The organism is Candidatus Tokpelaia sp. (genome assembly GCF_008636115.1).
GTDB lineage: Bacteria > Pseudomonadota > Alphaproteobacteria > Rhizobiales > Rhizobiaceae > QLZD01.
Genome location: NZ_QLZD01000013.1, coordinates 118760 through 135070, shown reverse-complemented (window position 1 = coordinate 135070; position 16311 = coordinate 118760). Strand labels below are relative to the sequence as shown.

Sequence of the window (16311 nt, the reverse complement as noted above, 5' to 3'; positions counted from 1 at the left end):
AAGGGAAATGGCAGAAAATTTTACCGTTGCCGCGCTCTATTGTTTTGCGCCTTTGCCGCATTATCGCGCTTTGCGCGCGCCGCTTTTGGCTCTTGGCCGCGAGGCCGGTATTAAAGGCAGCCTGCTGCTGGCGGCAGAAGGCCTTAACGGCACAGTCGCCGGAGCCAAAGAGGGCATTGCCCGCCTTGTGGCCTTTATCACCGCGCAAAAAGGGCTTGAGGCACCGGAGCTGAAATATTCTACAGCGCAGGCAATGCCGTTTCGCCGCCTGAAAGTGCGGCTGAAAAAAGAAATTGTCACTATGGGAGTAGCGGGCATTGACCCGCTGCAGGCCGTGGGCACTTATGTCGCGCCGCAAAACTGGAATGCCCTGATACAGGATAAAGACACAATCCTCATTGATACGCGCAATGATTACGAATATGCTATTGGCAGTTTTGCCGGCGCGATTGACCCGGAGATAAAAACTTTTCGCGACTTCCCGCAATGGCTGCAAGACCATGCGGCCGAGCTGCGCGGCAAAAAAAATATTGCCATGTTTTGCACCGGCGGCATTCGCTGTGAAAAATCGACCGCTTATGCCAAAAAACTGGGCTATGAAAATGTCTATCACCTGCAAGGCGGCATTTTAAAATATCTGGAAGAAATTCCGGCGGAAGAAAGCCTGTGGCAGGGGGAATGTTTTGTTTTTGATGAGCGCGTATCGCTGGGGCACGGGCTTAAGCAGGGCGAGATGGAACTGTGCCGCGCCTGCCGCCGGCCTTTGACGGCAGAGGATAAAAAATCGCCGCTTTATGAGGAAGGCATTTCCTGCGCCGCCTGCTATAATGAGCATAGCAACGCCGATCGCGCCCGCTACGCTGAGCGGCAGAAGCAGACAGCATTAGCCAAAAGCCGCCGCGCCGCCCCCCATATCGGGCATTAACAGCGTTGCTGTCTTGAGCAACACACCAAGTAAACGCTGATAACTGAAGCATAAAGAAGTGGACAGAGATCAGTGATAAGAACAGAAACACAGAAGAGACAGTAGCTTTGTTCTTTGAACTGATCTAAAAAATAATGGATAGTTTCTAAAGTTTAAATATTGAACAATAACGATGATTAAGCCTATGATATACGAGGATTCGTTCATTTTAAGGACTGCGCTCACATGGCTTTTACGCATCATAAAAAATATGAAATATATCAAAACAAAGGAGCAAAAATTTACCACGCTGATTGTTTGATAGCGCTTGATGATATTGATGACGAATCTATTGATTTGGTATTCGCCGACCCGCCTTATAATTTAGGGAAAAAATTTGGTAATTTTACTGACATATGGGACACGGATAAAAGCTATATAGAGTGGTGTTTCAAATGGCTTGATCTGTGTATTAAAAAATTAAAACCAACGGGTTCCCTATATGTCATGACCAGTACGCAAGCGATGCCTTACATTGATTTGTGGTTAAGAGAAAGAATGAGTATTCTATCTCGTATTATCTGGCATTATGATAGTTCGGGTGTTCAGGCAAAAAAATATTATGGTTCTTTATATGAGCCAATTATTTTTGCGGTAAAAAATCCAAAATTATATACATTTAATGCTTCTGATATTGAGATTGAGGCTAAAACCGGAGCAAAAAGAAACCTTATTGATTATCGTAAGGCTGTTCCGGCTCCATACAATAATTGCAAAATACCAGGTAATGCTTGGTATATGCCAAGAGTGCGTTATCGTATGGCAGAATATGAAGAACACCCCAGCCAAAAACCGGAGATTTTGCTTGAACGCATTATCAGAGCGAGCAGTAATCGGGGTGATTTAATTTTAGACCCGTTTTCTGGCACATTTTCTACCGGTGCTGTCGCACAAAAATTAGGTAGAAGAAGTATAAATATTGAGCTGCAAGAGGACTATGTAAAAATAGGTTTACGGCGCTTGGATATTGCGACTGAATATAAAGGGGAGATCCTCAAACGATTAAATAAATCTTTTCAAAAGAAAAAAAGCGGCATACCGGACAATAAAAAGCAATTTTCTTTGGGACTGTCATGAGTAAAAATTCGTTAAATCAGTATCCGTTTTCCTCAATTATACGACAAATTTTAGTTCAGGAATTTGCAGAAAATGCAGATTATATTTTTGAACGCAGCACCCTGATAAGTTATTTGAATCGTAAGACAAAATCTGTTGACAAAGGATCAAAAGCAAGAGGTTCTTTTGCTAATATTTATGCTTTATATGTGCTTATTGAAGATTACATAAATAAAGGATACGCTACAAGAAAAGATATAGACTATTCAGTCTATGAAGGAGCAAAATTTATAGACTTATTTAGGAGACAGAGGCAGCTTCCATTTGGTGCCAAACTGCAAAACCATGCTCTGAATCATCGTCTGAATAGTGAGTTTAGAAAGTTTTTTCCTATAAGCGAAATAGACCCTATTATTAGAGATGTTGAAAAACAACGATATTGGATTCATGAAGATTTATTGAAAATATCTGTCCCACACGGTAATAAGCATACAATAGAATTTAATCTCGCTCACTCAATTATCAAAATAATTGATGAATATATAATGCAAAAGAAAAGTTCGTTTGAAAATTTTATAAAAATATGTAAAGAAATGTCTACTCTTGAAACGAAAGAAAATGAGCTAGCGGTCAGTTTTATCCAAGAACAATTAAATCCAAATGTTGATGCGAGAATTTTTGAAATTGTTAGCTATGCAGTGCTTAAAGTGAAATATAGTGAGGATACAATATGGATCGGCGAAGAGCGAGAATCTGTAACAGAAAAGGCTCTGGTGCTTTATAAAACTGGTCGCACTAATGCCAATGATGGTGGAATTGATTTTGTCATGAAACCAATCGGGCGTTTTTTCCAAGTTACGGAGACGTTGGATACAACCAAATATTTTTTGGACATAGATAAGATCCAACGCTTCCCTATTACATTTGTAGTAAAAACAGAACTCTCTAGCGCTGAGATAAAAGAGGCTATAAGAAAGAAAGCAATCTCTAAATTCAAAATTAAAACTGTTATTGATTCTTATATGAATTCCATTGAAGAGATAATCAACGTTCCCGCTTTATTAAGCTATTTAAATGGTATAACTCAACCCGAATTATTACAGCAGATACTGGCAGAAATAGCTATTCAGAGTAAAGTAGAATTCAATTACGTTGGCGAATAGTATTGAAAATTAAATTGTCGTCACGACTCAGTGGGCAAATCCTGCAGGCGGGCTTCGATACATTCTACCTTCAGCTCCAGCCCGGCCTTTTCAGCAAAGAGGAAAGTGATAATGCCGCCGGGCGCAGCCTGCGGGCGGAAGCACAGGCCCTTTAGTGACAAAACCTGCCCGCTTTGCCGCCGGTCAATGCCGTATGAGCGCACGGCCAGCACATGATCAAATTGCAAAATAGCCGGTATTTCCTGCGCTGTTTTTACTGTATCCGCCGCTGTGCCTTGTGCTTTCGGCGCAGTTTTTCCGGCTTTTTTCGCCGTTTGTTTTGCCTTTGCCGGCAGATCTGTGCCTGCCGGCAAAATTTTGCCGCTTTTCCTGCCTGGAGCTGCTTTTTCTGCGCCTGCTATTGCTGTTCCAGCCAAGGCTGCTTCCCAATTAAAGCGGTGCATGGCCAGCAAAAAACTTTGCTCCCGCATTTGGCGCAGCATATCGCGCCCATAGAGGCGCGCATTATGCAAATGAAAAGATAAAATCCCCAAATCTTCTTCATCAAGCGCCATCAGTTTTAACATTGCTCTGCTCCCTGTTACCGCAGGCTTTGGCCTATAAAAACCGGACGCCTGATTTTGCGGCTTTTGCAACCGGAATTTTTAAAGTTTATTTCAGCCTTTTGCCGGCATGGCCAATATAAACATGATAAAAGCAAACCGCCCGTCACAGTCGCCGCCATGCCGTTCATTATGCTGTAGCGCCCCGGCAGCGCCTGATTTTACTGCTGCATATAACCCGGCCGGCTTTTGTGCTCTCTATCCCCGATTACTCTTTGATACAACAGCCAAACAACCGGTTAGCTGCGCAATCTTTCAATTTCCGCGCCGCAGGCGGCCAGTTTTTCTTCCAGCCGCTCAAAACCGCGATCCAGATGATAAACACGATTGACAATGGTTTCTCCCTCTGCCATCAGCCCGGCAATCACCAGCGAAACAGAGGCGCGCAAATCTGTGGCCATAACCTGCGCCCCCTGCAAAAGCGGCACACCTTCCACCTCGGCCGTCTGGCCGGCAAGGCTGATATGCGCGCCCAGCCGCGCCAGCTCCTGCACATGCATAAAACGGTTTTCAAAAATTGTTTCAGTAATTTTTGCCGTGCCCTGGGCGCGTGTCATCAACCCCATAAATTGCGCCTGCAAATCCGTGGGGAAGCCGGGATAAGCAGCAGTTTCAATATCCACCGGGGTGATAAACGGCGCTTCGCGGCGAATACGAACACCGTCTTCTTCCCAATCCACCCGCGCCCCGGCCTGTTGCAATTTTTCCAGCACAATGGGCAAATGATTAGGGTTGGCGCCGCGCAACAGCACATTACCGCCGGTCGCCGCTGCGGCAAAAGCATAAGTGCCGGCTTCAATCCGATCGGGGATAACCTTTACCTGCGCGCCGGATAAATACTCTACCCCTTTAATACGGATTGTCCTTGTGCCGGCACCGCTAATCTGCGCCCCCATAGCAGTAAGGCACTCAGCCAGATTCACCACTTCCGGCTCCTGCGCCGCATTGTGCAGCACAGTTTCCCCTTTGGCAAGGCTGGCCGCCATGAGCAGCACATGCGTGCCGCCTACCGTTATTTTGGGGAAATGATAAGACGCCCCATGCAGGCCTTTGGCGGCGCGGGCATGGACATAGCCGTTTTCAATGGTGATAACCGCCCCCAAAGCGCGCAAACCGTCCAAAATAAAATCGACCGGGCGCGTGCCGATAGCGCAGCCGCCGGGCAGCGAAATTTCTGCCTCGCCCATACGCGCCAAAAGCGGGCCGATAACCCAAAACCCTGCCCGCATTCTGGAAACCAGATCATAAGGAGCAATAATATTGACAATATTGCGCGCTTCAAAGCGCATAACACGCGCATAAGAACTGCTTGTATGCGCTTTGCGCCGGCCGTGCAGGGCATAATCCACGCCGTGATTGCCCAAAATGCGAATCAGTTGCTCAACATCAGCCAGGCTCGGCACATTTTCCAGCGTCAACGGCTCTTCTGTCAATAAAGAGGCAATAATAAGCGGCAAAGCCGCATTTTTTGCCCCGGAAATGGAAATTTCGCCATTCAGCCTGTGGCCGCCGACAATGCGTATTCTGTCCATAAAATTCCCTTTGCCTCGATTGCCGTTACCCCAAACCCCATATATGCCGCATAGCAAGCGCGGCGGCAAGCCGCACCGGCACTGCTGCCTTACAATCTACCGGCAGCTTTGCCCGGCTTTTTCCAGCCGGCCGGCGCGGCAATGCCTGCCGCCGACAGGGCGGTGGTTTCCGGCAGCCTTGCCGCCATATTACCGGCATCATACTGATAGCACGGCGAAAATACCGGGTAAAGCTGCGGCAGCTCATGACAGCGCGCGCCGCCATGAGCTGCGCTATTATACTCTTCGACCAAATAGCTGCGCCCGCAAGCCATCAATTTTTGCCAGCATAGCCGGCAGGCGATAAGCCGGCGCCGCACCCGGCCCGGCAGAATCTATCAGCCGCTCATCAAGGCAACAAATCCGGCCTCCCCACCGCCGGGTAACGAGGCAGCAGCAGCGAAAATCGCCTTTGGCCAGCCAATCGTGACCGCCTTTCCGCTATCAGGAAAGCCGGTATAGGTCGAGAGATAAATCCCGTAACACAAGCCCCGCTATATAAGCACTGCGCCAATGCGCCGCAATCAGGGCCTGGCGCGGGGGAGGCCGGCAACAGGCGGGCAATGTCGCCCCGGCCGGGCATGATGACACTACCGGTTTATGCCGATAAATCCGCGCGGCAAAGCTCCCCCCTGTCAGAAAAGCGTAAACAGAAACTTGTCTGCCAAAGGCGCACCAAACATTATTTGCGGCATAAAAACATGGCGAAGAGCTGATAAAGGGGTAAAAATTATCGCTGCTCCGGGGACAGACAAAGCTTCCCTCTTATAGCCGGTAAAATATCGAAGCTGCGGCACAGGCCGTAATTTTGGCGCAATCACGGCGAAAACTGGCACCGGGTTCTGTTTTTTGGCGGCTATGAGCAATGATATGTCGCTTATACTTCCAGACATATATTTGGAGCTGTAATTATGACAAATATAATAGCCGGCAAATCTCCGGCGGCCGGCGGCACTGTTTCCCTGCGCCTTATCCGTAACGCCACACTGATCTTGTCTTATGCCGGCTGCATTTTTCTGGTTGACCCCATGCTGGCAGCCAAAGGCTCTTATCCCGGTTTCCCGAACGCTTATAGTGAGCGGCGCAACCCGCTGGTAGATCTGCCCATACCGGCGGCAGAGCTGCTGTCTGATATAGATGCTGTGCTGCTTACCCATACGCATCTGGATCACTGGGACGATGCGGCACAAAAATTATTGCCGAAAACCCTGCCGATTTTTGTGCAAAATGCCGCAGATGCCGCGCTTGTCGGCGCGCAAGGCTTTCACAATATACAGATTATTGGCGAGACAACCCGGTTCAAAGGCATAAGCCTGCATAAAACCGCCGGGCAACACGGCACGGCAGCCATGTATGCCGACCCTGATACGGCAGCGCGTCTGGGCAAAACCATGGGCATTGTTTTGCAGGCGGAAGGGCACAAAAGCGTCTATATTGCCGGCGATACTATCTGGTATCCGGGTGTTGAGGCGGCGCTGGCGCAATATCGGCCGGAGATTATTATTCTCAATGCCGGTTATGCCTGTATAACAGCTTTTGCCGGCTCCGTTATTATGGGGAAAGAGGATATATTGCGCGTGCACCAGGCCATGCCGACAGCAAAAATTATTGCTGTCCATATGGAGGCGGTCAATCATGCTATGCTCAGCCGGGCAGAATTGCGCCACTATATTGCCGCCAACAGGCTGGGCGAGCAGGTTATGGTGCCGGCAGACGGCGAAGAACTAAATTTGTAAAAAGGCAACAGGTTTTGCGGCTTTGGCCGAAAAAGCAAAATTTATAATAATTGGGTCGACATGGTGGCCGTGGCTTGATTGCAAAACCGCAATCCGGCAATTATGCGCCTAAGCACTGCCCTCTGATTCTGCCGCTTTGCGTTGGCGCGCCTGCGCCTTGCGTTTGAGCAAATTGGCGCGTTGTCTTTGCGGCAGCAAAAGCTGCTTCCATAATCGGAGCAATAGAGAAGTGCCGAATAAAGCAGGCAGCTTTTGCGTGAGCTGCAAAACCACAATCGCAATTATGCGCCTAAGCACTGCCCTCTGATTCTGCCGTTTTGCGTTGGCGCGCCTGCGCCTTGCGTTTGAGCAGATTGGCGCGTTGTCTTTGCGGCAGCAAAAGCTGCTTCCATAATCGGAGCAATAGAGAAGTGCCGAATAAAGCAGGCAGCTTTTGCGTGAGCCGCAAAACCACAATCGCAATTATGCGTCTAATCACTGTCCTCTGATTCTACTGCCTTGCGTTGGCGCGCCTGCGCCTTGCGTTTGAGCAAATTGGCGCGTAATTGCTCTGCCAGCCGCTTTTCCTGCCCGCTTTTACGCTGTGCCACGGTAATATGGCGTTTGCTCTGTTTTTTATCGGCCTGCGTCACTATATCCAATCCGCCTTTATCCTGACCAACCCCTGCGCTTAAAATGGCAAATTTCTCGCTTTTGGGCAAGGCACCCTAAAATTATCGCGGAAAAAGAGTTTCCTGGCGGGCATAAGCTTTTTGAGACTTGCACAATATTCCGGGATATGGCAAAAAGCCTGTGCAAACCTGCTGCGGTAGCTCAGTGGTAGAGCACTCCCTTGGTAAGGGAGAGGTCGAGAGTTCAATCCTCTCTCGCAGCACCAGTTTTGCTGTTGCTGCAAATTTTTCTCCGGTTGTTTCGATAATTCGCCTGCCTTTACCCAAAGGCTTTTTATTCAGCGCAGACCTCTGAATAGCAGGAATAATAACAAAAGCCCCACTCTGCCTGAGCAGAAATGGAGCTTTTAAATGCCGATTGTCGACCCTGAAAGCCGATGCAAGAGCGGCGCAAAACATTGTATCGGATATAATTCAGAACACACACCTGAGCATACACTGTTACTTATGGCGGTGCGATGTTCCCCCTATACACAATCCGGAATACAATGACCCCAGGCTTTACAGCCGAAGGCTTTTAAATGCCGATTGTCCACCCCGGAGGCAGATACAAGAGCGGATCTCGTTTAAAAGTATAGAGTAAACTTGCAAGCAAGTCAATAAAAAGCACTACGGCGCTTATGGGTTCCGGCCACAGGCTTTTCCCGTTATCTGAAGCCCTGTTCCAAAGCGCGCAAGCCCAGCCCCCGTAAAACCCTTCTCCGGATTTCTTGCATAGTGGTCGCAGCAATAACAGGGGCAGTATAGTTTTTGCTTTTGCCGGTCTGATAATAAAACTTCTCCAGTCTGCTAAAGCCCACGGCATAAAGCATATCCGCTTTAACCCATGCCGAAGGACTATCGAAAGGCTCCGGCAATAAGGGGGTCGGCATAGCAATTTCCAAATGATACGGCATTTTTGGCTCGGGAATTGTTGTGCTTAAAGGTATGATTGTGCACAATCTCGGCCGTTGTTGCATCGGCGGCGCAACGATAAGGACAGGCCGCGTTTTTAACATTTCAGGACTGACAAAGCCGTCAAAATGACATTTCAGGATAATCCCCAAGGCCGGAGCAATGGTAATCGGATATTTTGGCAGAGCCATATTTCCCTCTCATTAAGAGTTTTTTCTTAAGCGGAATAAGGCAGTTCGTGGCAGAATACCCTGTCCTTGCAATAATTACCTCAGCCTAACCGCCGAGAAACTCTTTCATGCGGGCAAAAAAGCCGTGAGATTGCGGCGAATTTTCATGAACACTGATATTTTCAAATTCCTGTAGCAATTCCTTTTGTTTCCTGGTCAATTTTTGCGGTGTTTCCACCTGTAATTCAATATACATATCGCCGGCCTGCTGGCGGCGCAAATAAGGCATGCCTTTGTCTTTCAGCCGGAAGCGCTTGCCATTTTGTGTGCCTTCCGGCACTTTGACCTGCGTTTTGCTGCCGTCCAGGCCTGAGACTTCAAACTTGCCGCCAAGCGCTGCCGTAGTCATGGCCACCGGCACCCGGCAAAACAAATTGGCGCCGTCACGCTCAAAAAATTCATGCGGCAATATGGCTAAAAATATATAAAGGTCACCATTTGGCCCGCCGCGCAAACCGCTATCACCCTCGCCTGACAGGCGGATACGCGTGCCGTCTTCCACCCCGGCAGGAATATTGACTGTCAGCACTTTATCCTTCTGCAGCCGCCCCTGGCCGTGGCATTTTGGGCAGGGATCTTCAATAATCTGCCCCTGGCCATGGCAGGTCGGGCAAGTGCGCTCTACCGTAAAAAAGCCCTGGGCGGTGCGTATACGCCCGGTGCCGTGACAAGTTTTGCATTCTGTCGGCTTGCTGCCGGCTTTGGCACCGCTGCCATGACAAATATCGCATGTCTGGTGAGACGGCACTCGAATTTGCGCTTCCTTGCCGTGATAAGCTTCTTCCAGCGTGATTTCCATATTATAGCTTAAATCACTGCCGCGCATGGCGGCATCGGCGCGGCGCGCCCGGCCTCCCATCATACCGCCGAAAATATCTTCAAATATATCGGCAAAACCGCCGCCAAAACCACCTGCCCCAAAACCGCCGCCGGCTCCAAAACCGCCATTTTCAAAAGCAGCATGACCAAAACGATCATAAGCAGCGCGCTTTTGCGGATCTCTCAAAGTTTCATAAGCTTCGCCGATTTCTTTAAATTTGCGCTCGGCTTGAGCATCACCCGGATTTTTATCCGGGTGATATTGCATGGCCAATTTACGAAAAGCAGCTTTCAAAGCTCTGTCATCGCAATCGCGCGCCACGCCAAGAAGCTCATAATAATCTGATTTCATTACCGCCAAACCTTATACTGTTTTACCGCCATGCCGCGCGATTGCCCTTTATCCTCTGTCCCTGTCAGGGCTGCGCCCCTTCTCGCCTCTTTATCCTTTGTCCCGGTCGGGGCTGCGCCCCTTCTCGCCTCTTTATCCCTTGTCCCTGTCGCGCGTCCCGCGCTCCTCGCCTCTTTATCCTTTGTCCCGGTCGGGGCTGCGCCCCTCCTCGCCTCTTTATCCTTTGTCCCGGTCGGGGCTGCGCCCCTCCTCGCCTCTTGCGCGTGTGCAATAAACAAGCCGTTTCCCGCCGATTTTATCCAGACCTATAAAGGCTTACCCCTTGAAAGCCTGTTCCAAGGGGTAAGCCGCAACTCTATCCAATCTGAAAAAACAGCATCAGGATTTCTTTTTGTCATCATTGCCGACTTCTTCAAAATCAGCATCAACAACATCATCATCGGCTTTTGCTTCGCCCTCTGCGCTTTCCCCGCCGGCGGCGCCAGCCTCAGCCTGAGACGCCTCATACATGGCCTGACCAAGTTTCATACTTGCTTCCGCCAGTTTCTGCGCTGCTGCCTTGATTTTATCGGCATCACCGCCTTCAAGCACCGCTTTTGTCTCGGCCACTGCCGCTTCAATGGCGGCTTTATCCTCTGCCGCCAGCCTGGCTCCATGCTCGGCCAGGTTTTTCTCTGTCATATGCACCAGCGATTCCGCCTGATTTTTGGCCTCCACAGCTTCACGCCGTTTTTTATCTTCTTCTGCGTGACTTTCAGCGTCCTTGACCATTTTTTCAATATCGGCATCGCTCAAACCGCCAGAAGCCTGAATGCGGATTTGCTGCTCCTTGCCGGTACCTTTATCGCGAGCCGAAACATTGACAATACCATTGGCGTCAATATCAAATGTCACTTCCACTTGCGGCACACCGCGCGGCGCCGGCGGAATACCGACCAGATCAAACTGCCCCAAAAGCTTATTGTCAGCGGCCATTTCCCGCTCACCCTGGAAAACACGAATCGTTACCGCACTTTGACTATCTTCAGCAGTAGAAAAAGTCTGCGATTTTTTGGTAGGAATTGTGGTATTGCGATCAATCAGGCGGGTAAAGACACCGCCTAAAGTCTCAATCCCCAGCGAGAGCGGTGTTACATCAAGCAGCAGCACATCTTTGACATCACCCTGCAAAACCCCGCCCTGAATGGCGGCACCCATAGCCACCACTTCATCGGGATTCACTCCTTTATGCGGATCCTGGCCAAAGAAATTTTTCACTACTTCCTGAATTTTCGGCATACGGGTCATACCGCCAACCAGCACAACTTCATCAATCTCACCGGCCTTCAAACCGGCATCTTTCAAAGCAGCCTTGCATGGCTCAATCGTGCGGGTGACCAGATCTTCCACCAGCGATTCAAATTTCGCCCGGGTCAGTTTCATTGTCAAATGTTTCGGCCCGGTTTGGTCTGCCGTGATAAAAGGCAGATTGATTTCTGTCTGCTGGGCTGAAGAAAGCTCAATTTTCGCTTTTTCTGCCGCTTCTTTCAGCCGCTGCAAAGCCAGTTTGTCATTTTTCAGGTCAATACCCTGCTCTTTTTTAAACTCATCGGCAAAATAGGCAACAAGGCGCATGTCAAAATCTTCACCGCCGAGGAAAGTATCACCATTAGTGGATTTCACTTCAAAAACGCCGTCACCAATTTCCAGCACAGAAACATCGAATGTCCCGCCGCCCAAATCATAAACGGCAATCGTCTTGCCCTCTTTCTTTTCCAGCCCGTAAGCCAGCGCCGCTGCTGTCGGCTCATTGATAATGCGCAATACATCAAGACCGGCAATTTTACCGGCATCTTTGGTAGCCTGGCGCTGGGCATCATTAAAATAAGCCGGCACAGTAATAACCGCCTGCTCCACTTTTTCGCCCAGATAAGCTTCAGCCGTTTCCTTCATTTTCTGCAAAATCATGGCAGAAATCTGCGAAGGCGAATATTTTTTGCCATCGGCCTCAACCCAGGCATCGCCATTATCGCCTTTGACAATTTTATACGGCACAAGGCTTTTGTCTTTTTCTACCGTCTTATCGTCAAAACGGCGGCCAATCAGCCTTTTGACTGCAAAAATCGTGCCTTCAGGATTAGTCACTGCCTGGCGCTTGGCCGGCTGGCCGACAAGACGCTCACCGCCATCAGTAAAAGCCACAATAGAAGGGGTTGTGCGCGCCCCTTCGGCATTTTCAATAATTTTTGCGTTTTTGCCGTCCATGACAGCGACACAGGAATTGGTCGTTCCCAGATCAATACCGATAATTTTTGCCATTTATATCTCCACTTTCCCTTGGATTTTGCTGCCATTTGCGCGGCCCAACCCGCTTTTGCGCAGCCGCGGCGCAAAACCGCCTTGTCACAGAGCAAAGCTACTCTGCCAAATTGAATATAAAGGCTATATAGTAACGGCTTTTTATCTGCGCAAGAGCGAGGGGAAAAATTTCTCAGCCCCTTGGGCGCCGGCGGCCGCCCTGCTGTTTTCTGCATCTATGCGGGCACGATAACAGGCAATAAAGCCTTGCCCGCCGCTTATATGGCAGCCAAATCACTGGCCTGGGTCAAAGCCAGATAAACGGATTGCGCATCTTTGCTCTGGCGCAGCCGCGCAATGCAATCCGGATTGCGCAATAGCCGCGCAATGCGCGACAGGGTTTTAAGGTGATCTGCCCCCGCCCCTTCCGGCGCCAGCAGCATAAACACCAGATCCACCGGGCGATCATCAAGCGAGTCAAAATCTACCGGATTTGATAATTTGGCAAAAATACCGGTTATTTTTGCCAAATCGGGCAATTTGCCATGCGGAATGGCAATACCGTTGCCAATGCCGGTTGAGCCCAGTTTTTCGCGTTTCAAAATTGTGTCAAACACGACAGTCTCAGAGAAACCTGTCAACCGCGCCGCTTTTTCCGACAAAATCTGCAAAAGCTGCTTTTTGCAAACAACCTTTAAATCAGTAAAAATTGCGTCCACGGCAATTAAATCGCTCAAATTCATAATTGCTCACTTTCCTGCCCTCATTTACCGGCAGGTGCCGCGCCTTAAGCCGACCCGCCTGCCTTGCCGCCTTTGTCTCCTGCCCGGCCGGCGCCGGAGCCATTTTCAGAGTCAGGCCGCAATTAAAATGATAAATCGCGTAAGGGCGAAAAACTGCCAAAACCTGCCTTGTTTCTTGCAGCCCCGGCCGGCGCCGCGTTTGCCTTATAAGGCAAAAAGACCAAAGTCAATCACGAAAAACAATTAAACAGCGCCTTTTTAACAGGCGATTACACATTATTCCGCGCTTTTACCAAAGCAAAAATATGTTACCCTTTAACCGATAAAAGGCCTAAAGCGAAAAAGCATCGCCCAGATAGAGCCGGCGCACATCGGCATTGGCCACAATTTCATCAGGCCGGCCATGCGTCAATACTTTCCCTGCGTGAATAATATAGGCACGATCAACAAGACCTAAAGTCTCGCGCACATTATGATCCGTAATCAACACGCCAATACCGCGTCTGGTCAAATGTCGCACTAATTGCTGAATATCGGCAATGGCAATCGGGTCAATACCGGCAAAAGGCTCGTCCAGCAGCATAAAATTGGGGCGTGAAGCCAAAGCACGGGCAATTTCCAGCCGCCGGCGCTCCCCGCCGGAAAGTGCAATCGCCATAGACCGGCGCAAATGCGCAATTTTAAATTCTTCCAGCAAAGCGTCCAGATCAGCCTGCCGACGCTTTTTATCTTTCTCCACCACTTCCAGCACGGCCTTGATATTATCTTCTACTGAAAGGCCGCGAAAAATAGAAGCTTCCTGCGGCAAATAGCCCACACCCAAACGCGCCCGGCGATACATGGGCATAGTGGTTACATCAAAACCGTCAATTTCTATAATGCCGCTATCAGCGGGCACAAGCCCGGTTACCATATAAAAACAGGTGGTTTTACCGGCACCATTAGGGCCCAGAATACCGACAGCCTCGCCCGCGCGCACGCCAAAGGAAACACCGTTAACCACACTGCGGCCGCGATATTTTTTGGTTAAATCGCGCGCTACCAATGTGCCGCGCAACAGGTTTTGCCGCTCTGTCGCTGTTTTCGGCGATATTTTCCCGGCATTTTTTCTGCCTGCGGACGGGCCTGCCTGAGCAAAAATCACTTCAAAGGGCTTTTCAGGCACAGCCGGCGCCGATTCTTCCGCCTGCACAGCAAGGCCGATAAAATTTGCCGCCGGCATAATCCCCGCTGCCGCTGAAACCGATACGGCCTCTTGCCCATTACTTTGCCCGCTTGTCTGAACCGGCGGCAAAAAAGCATGGCTGCCGCGCGCTGCCGCGGCCCCGGGCAAAGACAAATCTTCCACCGGCCCGGCCGGCTCACCTCCCGACAGGCCGGTTTGCCCGGCCGGCGCATTTTCGGCTTTTGCGCCTTTATTTCCCTCTTTTGCTGTCTGCTTTATCTGCCACATGGAATAATCAATTCTGCCCGCCGCGATTAACAATAACGGAGACACGCCCTTTTTGCTGCGAAGAGGAACAGCTTTCCAGAAAAGCTTTGCCGGAATCCATATGAGCGGTCAATTTGCAGCCTGTGGCCACATTGTCACCATCTGTCAGCACAATTTTTGCTCCTGTCAGCACCATAATATTATTGCCGGCATTAAACACCCCCTTATCCCCCACAGCAATTTGCCTGCCGTTTTTAATATAGACCTTGTCGGAAACTTCCAGCCTGTCAATACCGCTTGCCCCCAGGCTGTTGGCCTGCCGCATGCCGGCCTTTTTATTGGCCTTTTCCCCATAGCGGGTTTCTTCTTCTGCCTCTTCTGCCGCCCCGGTCTTGTTATAATAGACAATCATTTTACCGGCGCGCAAAATCCTGTCTCCCTGCGCCACGGAAACATTGCCGGTTAAAATGGCCATGCCGTCTTTATCGTGCATTTCCATTTCGTCTGCGTCAATTTTGACCGGCTCTTTGCCGCCCGATAAATTGATACCGAAATTAACATTTTGCGCAAAGGCCTGGCCGGGCCAGGCAAAGCCCGCCGCCGGCAGCATAAAGCAGGCCGCCCAAAGCGCAAATTTGTCAGAAATTTTTGCCAGAAACCGCATAATGCCCCATAATCCCATAAAAGCCGCCCCCGCTTTGATTCACAATAATCCTGCGATTTAGCCGAAAACCCATTCTCCGCCACTCTGCGACAGGCCGTTTCAGAAAGATTCCGGGAGCCGGCCCCGGCAAGGTTAACATTATGCCCCGGCGAGAATAGCCCGATTTACCTTAAATTTTCCTTAAATGCAATCGGCCCGGCCGCGTGCTGCCTGCCCGTCCGCAGCCTTTTATCGGCCGCTTATTGCGCTTTATCCTGATTTATCACAATATGCACCTTGCCGCCAAAATGAATAATGCGACCATTTTCAGTAATGCGCATGGAAGCAGCCGTCAGATTTTGTGTGGCGCTGTTAATTTCCACCGGGTCGGAAGTAGTCATTTGCCCTGATTGCACATTGACATCAGCCGATAATAATTTTGCTCCAATCCCATCTTCAGTCACAACAGTAAAGGGGCGGTCAAACTGCAAGCGGCCGTTAATATTGTCAAAAAAGGCGCTTGCCGCCTCTATTCTGGCATTGCCGCGATTGCCTAAAGGCATAGTGCCGGCAATCATTTGCAGCTCAATAATGCCGCTTTGTGTCGGATCCTGAATGGCTTTTTGCGCAGTTATGGCATAAGGGCGCTTATCTTTGGTATAGCCTTCCACCTTGGGCGCGGTCATAACCAGCCTGTTGCTTTGCCCCTCTTCACTGTTAAGTGTAATGACCGCTTTCCCGGGAAAATCGGCAAAAAAGGTGAACCATGAAAATATGGCAGCAATAATAACAGCCATAATCGGCAGAAAAATCTTTAAAAAACGCACCCGGCGCGAATGTTTTTGCGCATGGCTAAACGGCTTAAGCCCCTTATGCCCTGCCGAAGAAATATGCAGTTCGCTTTTTTCCGGCGGTTTTTGCCTGGGATTATTCATATATCACGTCTGCCCTGTATCACTATCCGCATTTTGACCTGCTGCCGGCCGAAGCTGTGCCTGAATCAATCTGAGTAAAAGCCCTTTGCCGTGCCGCCCCTCGCTCTGCCCCCAGCCAGGCGGGGCAGATTTTCCCGGCTTTAACAAAGCGCCAGACATTTTAAAATACAAATTTATTAAATCTCGTTAATTCTGCCGCAAAACTGCTTTATCGCCTTGAAAT

18 protein-coding genes, 1 tRNA gene and 1 pseudogene are annotated in these 16311 nt (G+C 49.7%); 6 read left to right on the top strand and 14 right to left on the bottom strand.

From position 1 onward, the window contains the following. Positions 1-7 precede the first annotated feature (7 nt). The 3 genes from DPQ22_RS01265 (at position 8) to DPQ22_RS01255 (ending at position 3183) form a co-directional block, all read left to right on the top strand. Positions 8-925 carry a rhodanese-related sulfurtransferase gene (locus tag DPQ22_RS01265; protein WP_150212767.1) on the top strand — a complete coding sequence of 306 codons (918 nt, stop codon included), beginning with the start codon at positions 8-10 and terminating at the stop codon, positions 923-925. 225 nt (positions 926-1150) lie between these two features. Further along, on the top strand, positions 1151-2041 hold the full coding sequence (yhdJ, locus tag DPQ22_RS01260; protein ID WP_150212766.1) for an adenine-specific DNA-methyltransferase: 891 nt from the start codon (positions 1151-1153) through the stop codon (positions 2039-2041). Next, the gene (locus tag DPQ22_RS01255) at positions 2038-3183 is read left to right on the top strand and encodes a restriction endonuclease (protein WP_150212765.1); all 1146 of its coding nucleotides are present in this window, start codon (positions 2038-2040) and stop codon (positions 3181-3183) included. The genes yhdJ and DPQ22_RS01255 overlap by 4 nt, the downstream gene beginning before the upstream one ends. Before the next feature lie 20 nt (positions 3184-3203). Here the strand turns inward: DPQ22_RS01255 and DPQ22_RS01250 are convergent, their stop codons facing one another. From DPQ22_RS01250 to DPQ22_RS01240, 3 genes are all read right to left on the bottom strand, one after another. After that, positions 3204-3749 carry a DUF2948 family protein gene (locus DPQ22_RS01250; protein ID WP_150212764.1) on the bottom strand — a complete coding sequence of 182 codons (546 nt, stop codon included), beginning with the start codon at positions 3747-3749 and terminating at the stop codon, positions 3204-3206. Positions 3750-4024: 275 nt separating this feature from the next. Further along, positions 4025-5317 (bottom strand): UDP-N-acetylglucosamine 1-carboxyvinyltransferase, encoded by a 1293-nt coding sequence (gene murA / locus DPQ22_RS01245; RefSeq protein ID WP_150212763.1) that lies wholly within the window; start codon positions 5315-5317, stop codon positions 4025-4027. A gap of 89 nt (positions 5318-5406) precedes the next feature. Beyond that, a complete protein-coding gene (locus tag DPQ22_RS01240) occupies positions 5407-5610 on the bottom strand; it encodes a hypothetical protein (protein ID WP_150212762.1) in 204 nt (67 codons plus the stop codon). Between the two features lie 309 nt (positions 5611-5919). On the opposite strand from DPQ22_RS01240, the gene DPQ22_RS08720 reads away from it, so the two are divergent. Together DPQ22_RS08720 and DPQ22_RS01235 are read left to right on the top strand one after the other, a co-directional pair. Beyond that, complete coding sequence (locus DPQ22_RS08720) at positions 5920-6072, top strand: hypothetical protein (protein WP_190323082.1); 153 nt, start codon at positions 5920-5922, stop codon at positions 6070-6072. Between the two features lie 195 nt (positions 6073-6267). Beyond that, positions 6268-7092, top strand: coding sequence for an MBL fold metallo-hydrolase (locus DPQ22_RS01235; RefSeq protein ID WP_150212761.1), 825 nt, complete (start codon positions 6268-6270; stop codon positions 7090-7092). Between the two features lie 108 nt (positions 7093-7200). On the opposite strand, the gene DPQ22_RS01230 is transcribed toward DPQ22_RS01235, so the two are convergent. From DPQ22_RS01230 to DPQ22_RS01220, 3 genes are read right to left on the bottom strand one after another with little or no spacing between them, the layout of a single operon-like run. Next, on the bottom strand, positions 7201-7389 hold the full coding sequence (locus DPQ22_RS01230; RefSeq protein ID WP_150212760.1) for a hypothetical protein: 189 nt from the start codon (positions 7387-7389) through the stop codon (positions 7201-7203). Further along, positions 7382-7570: a hypothetical protein gene (locus DPQ22_RS01225; protein WP_150212759.1), complete on the bottom strand. Its 189-nt coding sequence runs from the start codon at positions 7568-7570 to the stop codon at positions 7382-7384. Before DPQ22_RS01225 ends, DPQ22_RS01230 begins: the two co-directional genes overlap by 8 nt. Further along, a complete protein-coding gene (locus DPQ22_RS01220) occupies positions 7563-7793 on the bottom strand; it encodes a hypothetical protein (RefSeq protein WP_150212758.1) in 231 nt (76 codons plus the stop codon). Before DPQ22_RS01220 ends, DPQ22_RS01225 begins: the two co-directional genes overlap by 8 nt. A 101-nt stretch (positions 7794-7894) precedes the next feature. Between DPQ22_RS01220 and DPQ22_RS01215 the strand changes: the two genes are divergently transcribed. Continuing rightward, positions 7895-7969 (top strand) — tRNA-Thr (locus tag DPQ22_RS01215). Positions 7970-8410: 441 nt separating this feature from the next. On the opposite strand, the gene DPQ22_RS01210 is transcribed toward DPQ22_RS01215, so the two are convergent. From DPQ22_RS01210 to lptC, 8 genes and pseudogenes are all read right to left on the bottom strand, one after another. Then, positions 8411-8848, bottom strand: coding sequence for a type II toxin-antitoxin system PemK/MazF family toxin (locus tag DPQ22_RS01210; RefSeq protein ID WP_150212757.1), 438 nt, complete (start codon positions 8846-8848; stop codon positions 8411-8413). Positions 8849-8933: 85 nt separating this feature from the next. Further along, complete coding sequence (gene dnaJ / locus DPQ22_RS01205; RefSeq protein ID WP_150212756.1) at positions 8934-10058, bottom strand: molecular chaperone DnaJ; 1125 nt, start codon at positions 10056-10058, stop codon at positions 8934-8936. Then, positions 10058-10336, bottom strand: a complete 279-nt coding sequence (locus DPQ22_RS01200; RefSeq protein ID WP_150212755.1) for a hypothetical protein — start codon at positions 10334-10336, stop codon at positions 10058-10060. Before DPQ22_RS01200 ends, dnaJ begins: the two co-directional genes overlap by 1 nt. A gap of 100 nt (positions 10337-10436) precedes the next feature. After that, on the bottom strand, positions 10437-12356 hold the full coding sequence (gene dnaK, locus DPQ22_RS01195; protein WP_150212754.1) for a molecular chaperone DnaK: 1920 nt from the start codon (positions 12354-12356) through the stop codon (positions 10437-10439). 257 nt (positions 12357-12613) lie between these two features. Next, a complete protein-coding gene (ptsN, locus tag DPQ22_RS01190; protein WP_150212753.1) occupies positions 12614-13078 on the bottom strand; it encodes a PTS IIA-like nitrogen regulatory protein PtsN in 465 nt (154 codons plus the stop codon). 331 nt (positions 13079-13409) lie between these two features. Continuing rightward, positions 13410-14135 (bottom strand): annotated as a pseudogene (gene lptB, locus DPQ22_RS01185) (LPS export ABC transporter ATP-binding protein); the annotation flags it as partial. A 403-nt stretch (positions 14136-14538) separates the two neighbouring features. Beyond that, positions 14539-15192, bottom strand: a complete 654-nt coding sequence (locus tag DPQ22_RS01180; protein WP_246681419.1) for an LptA/OstA family protein — start codon at positions 15190-15192, stop codon at positions 14539-14541. 221 nt (positions 15193-15413) lie between these two features. Then, positions 15414-16088, bottom strand: a complete 675-nt coding sequence (gene lptC / locus DPQ22_RS01175; protein WP_150212752.1) for an LPS export ABC transporter periplasmic protein LptC — start codon at positions 16086-16088, stop codon at positions 15414-15416. Positions 16089-16311 lie beyond the last annotated feature (223 nt).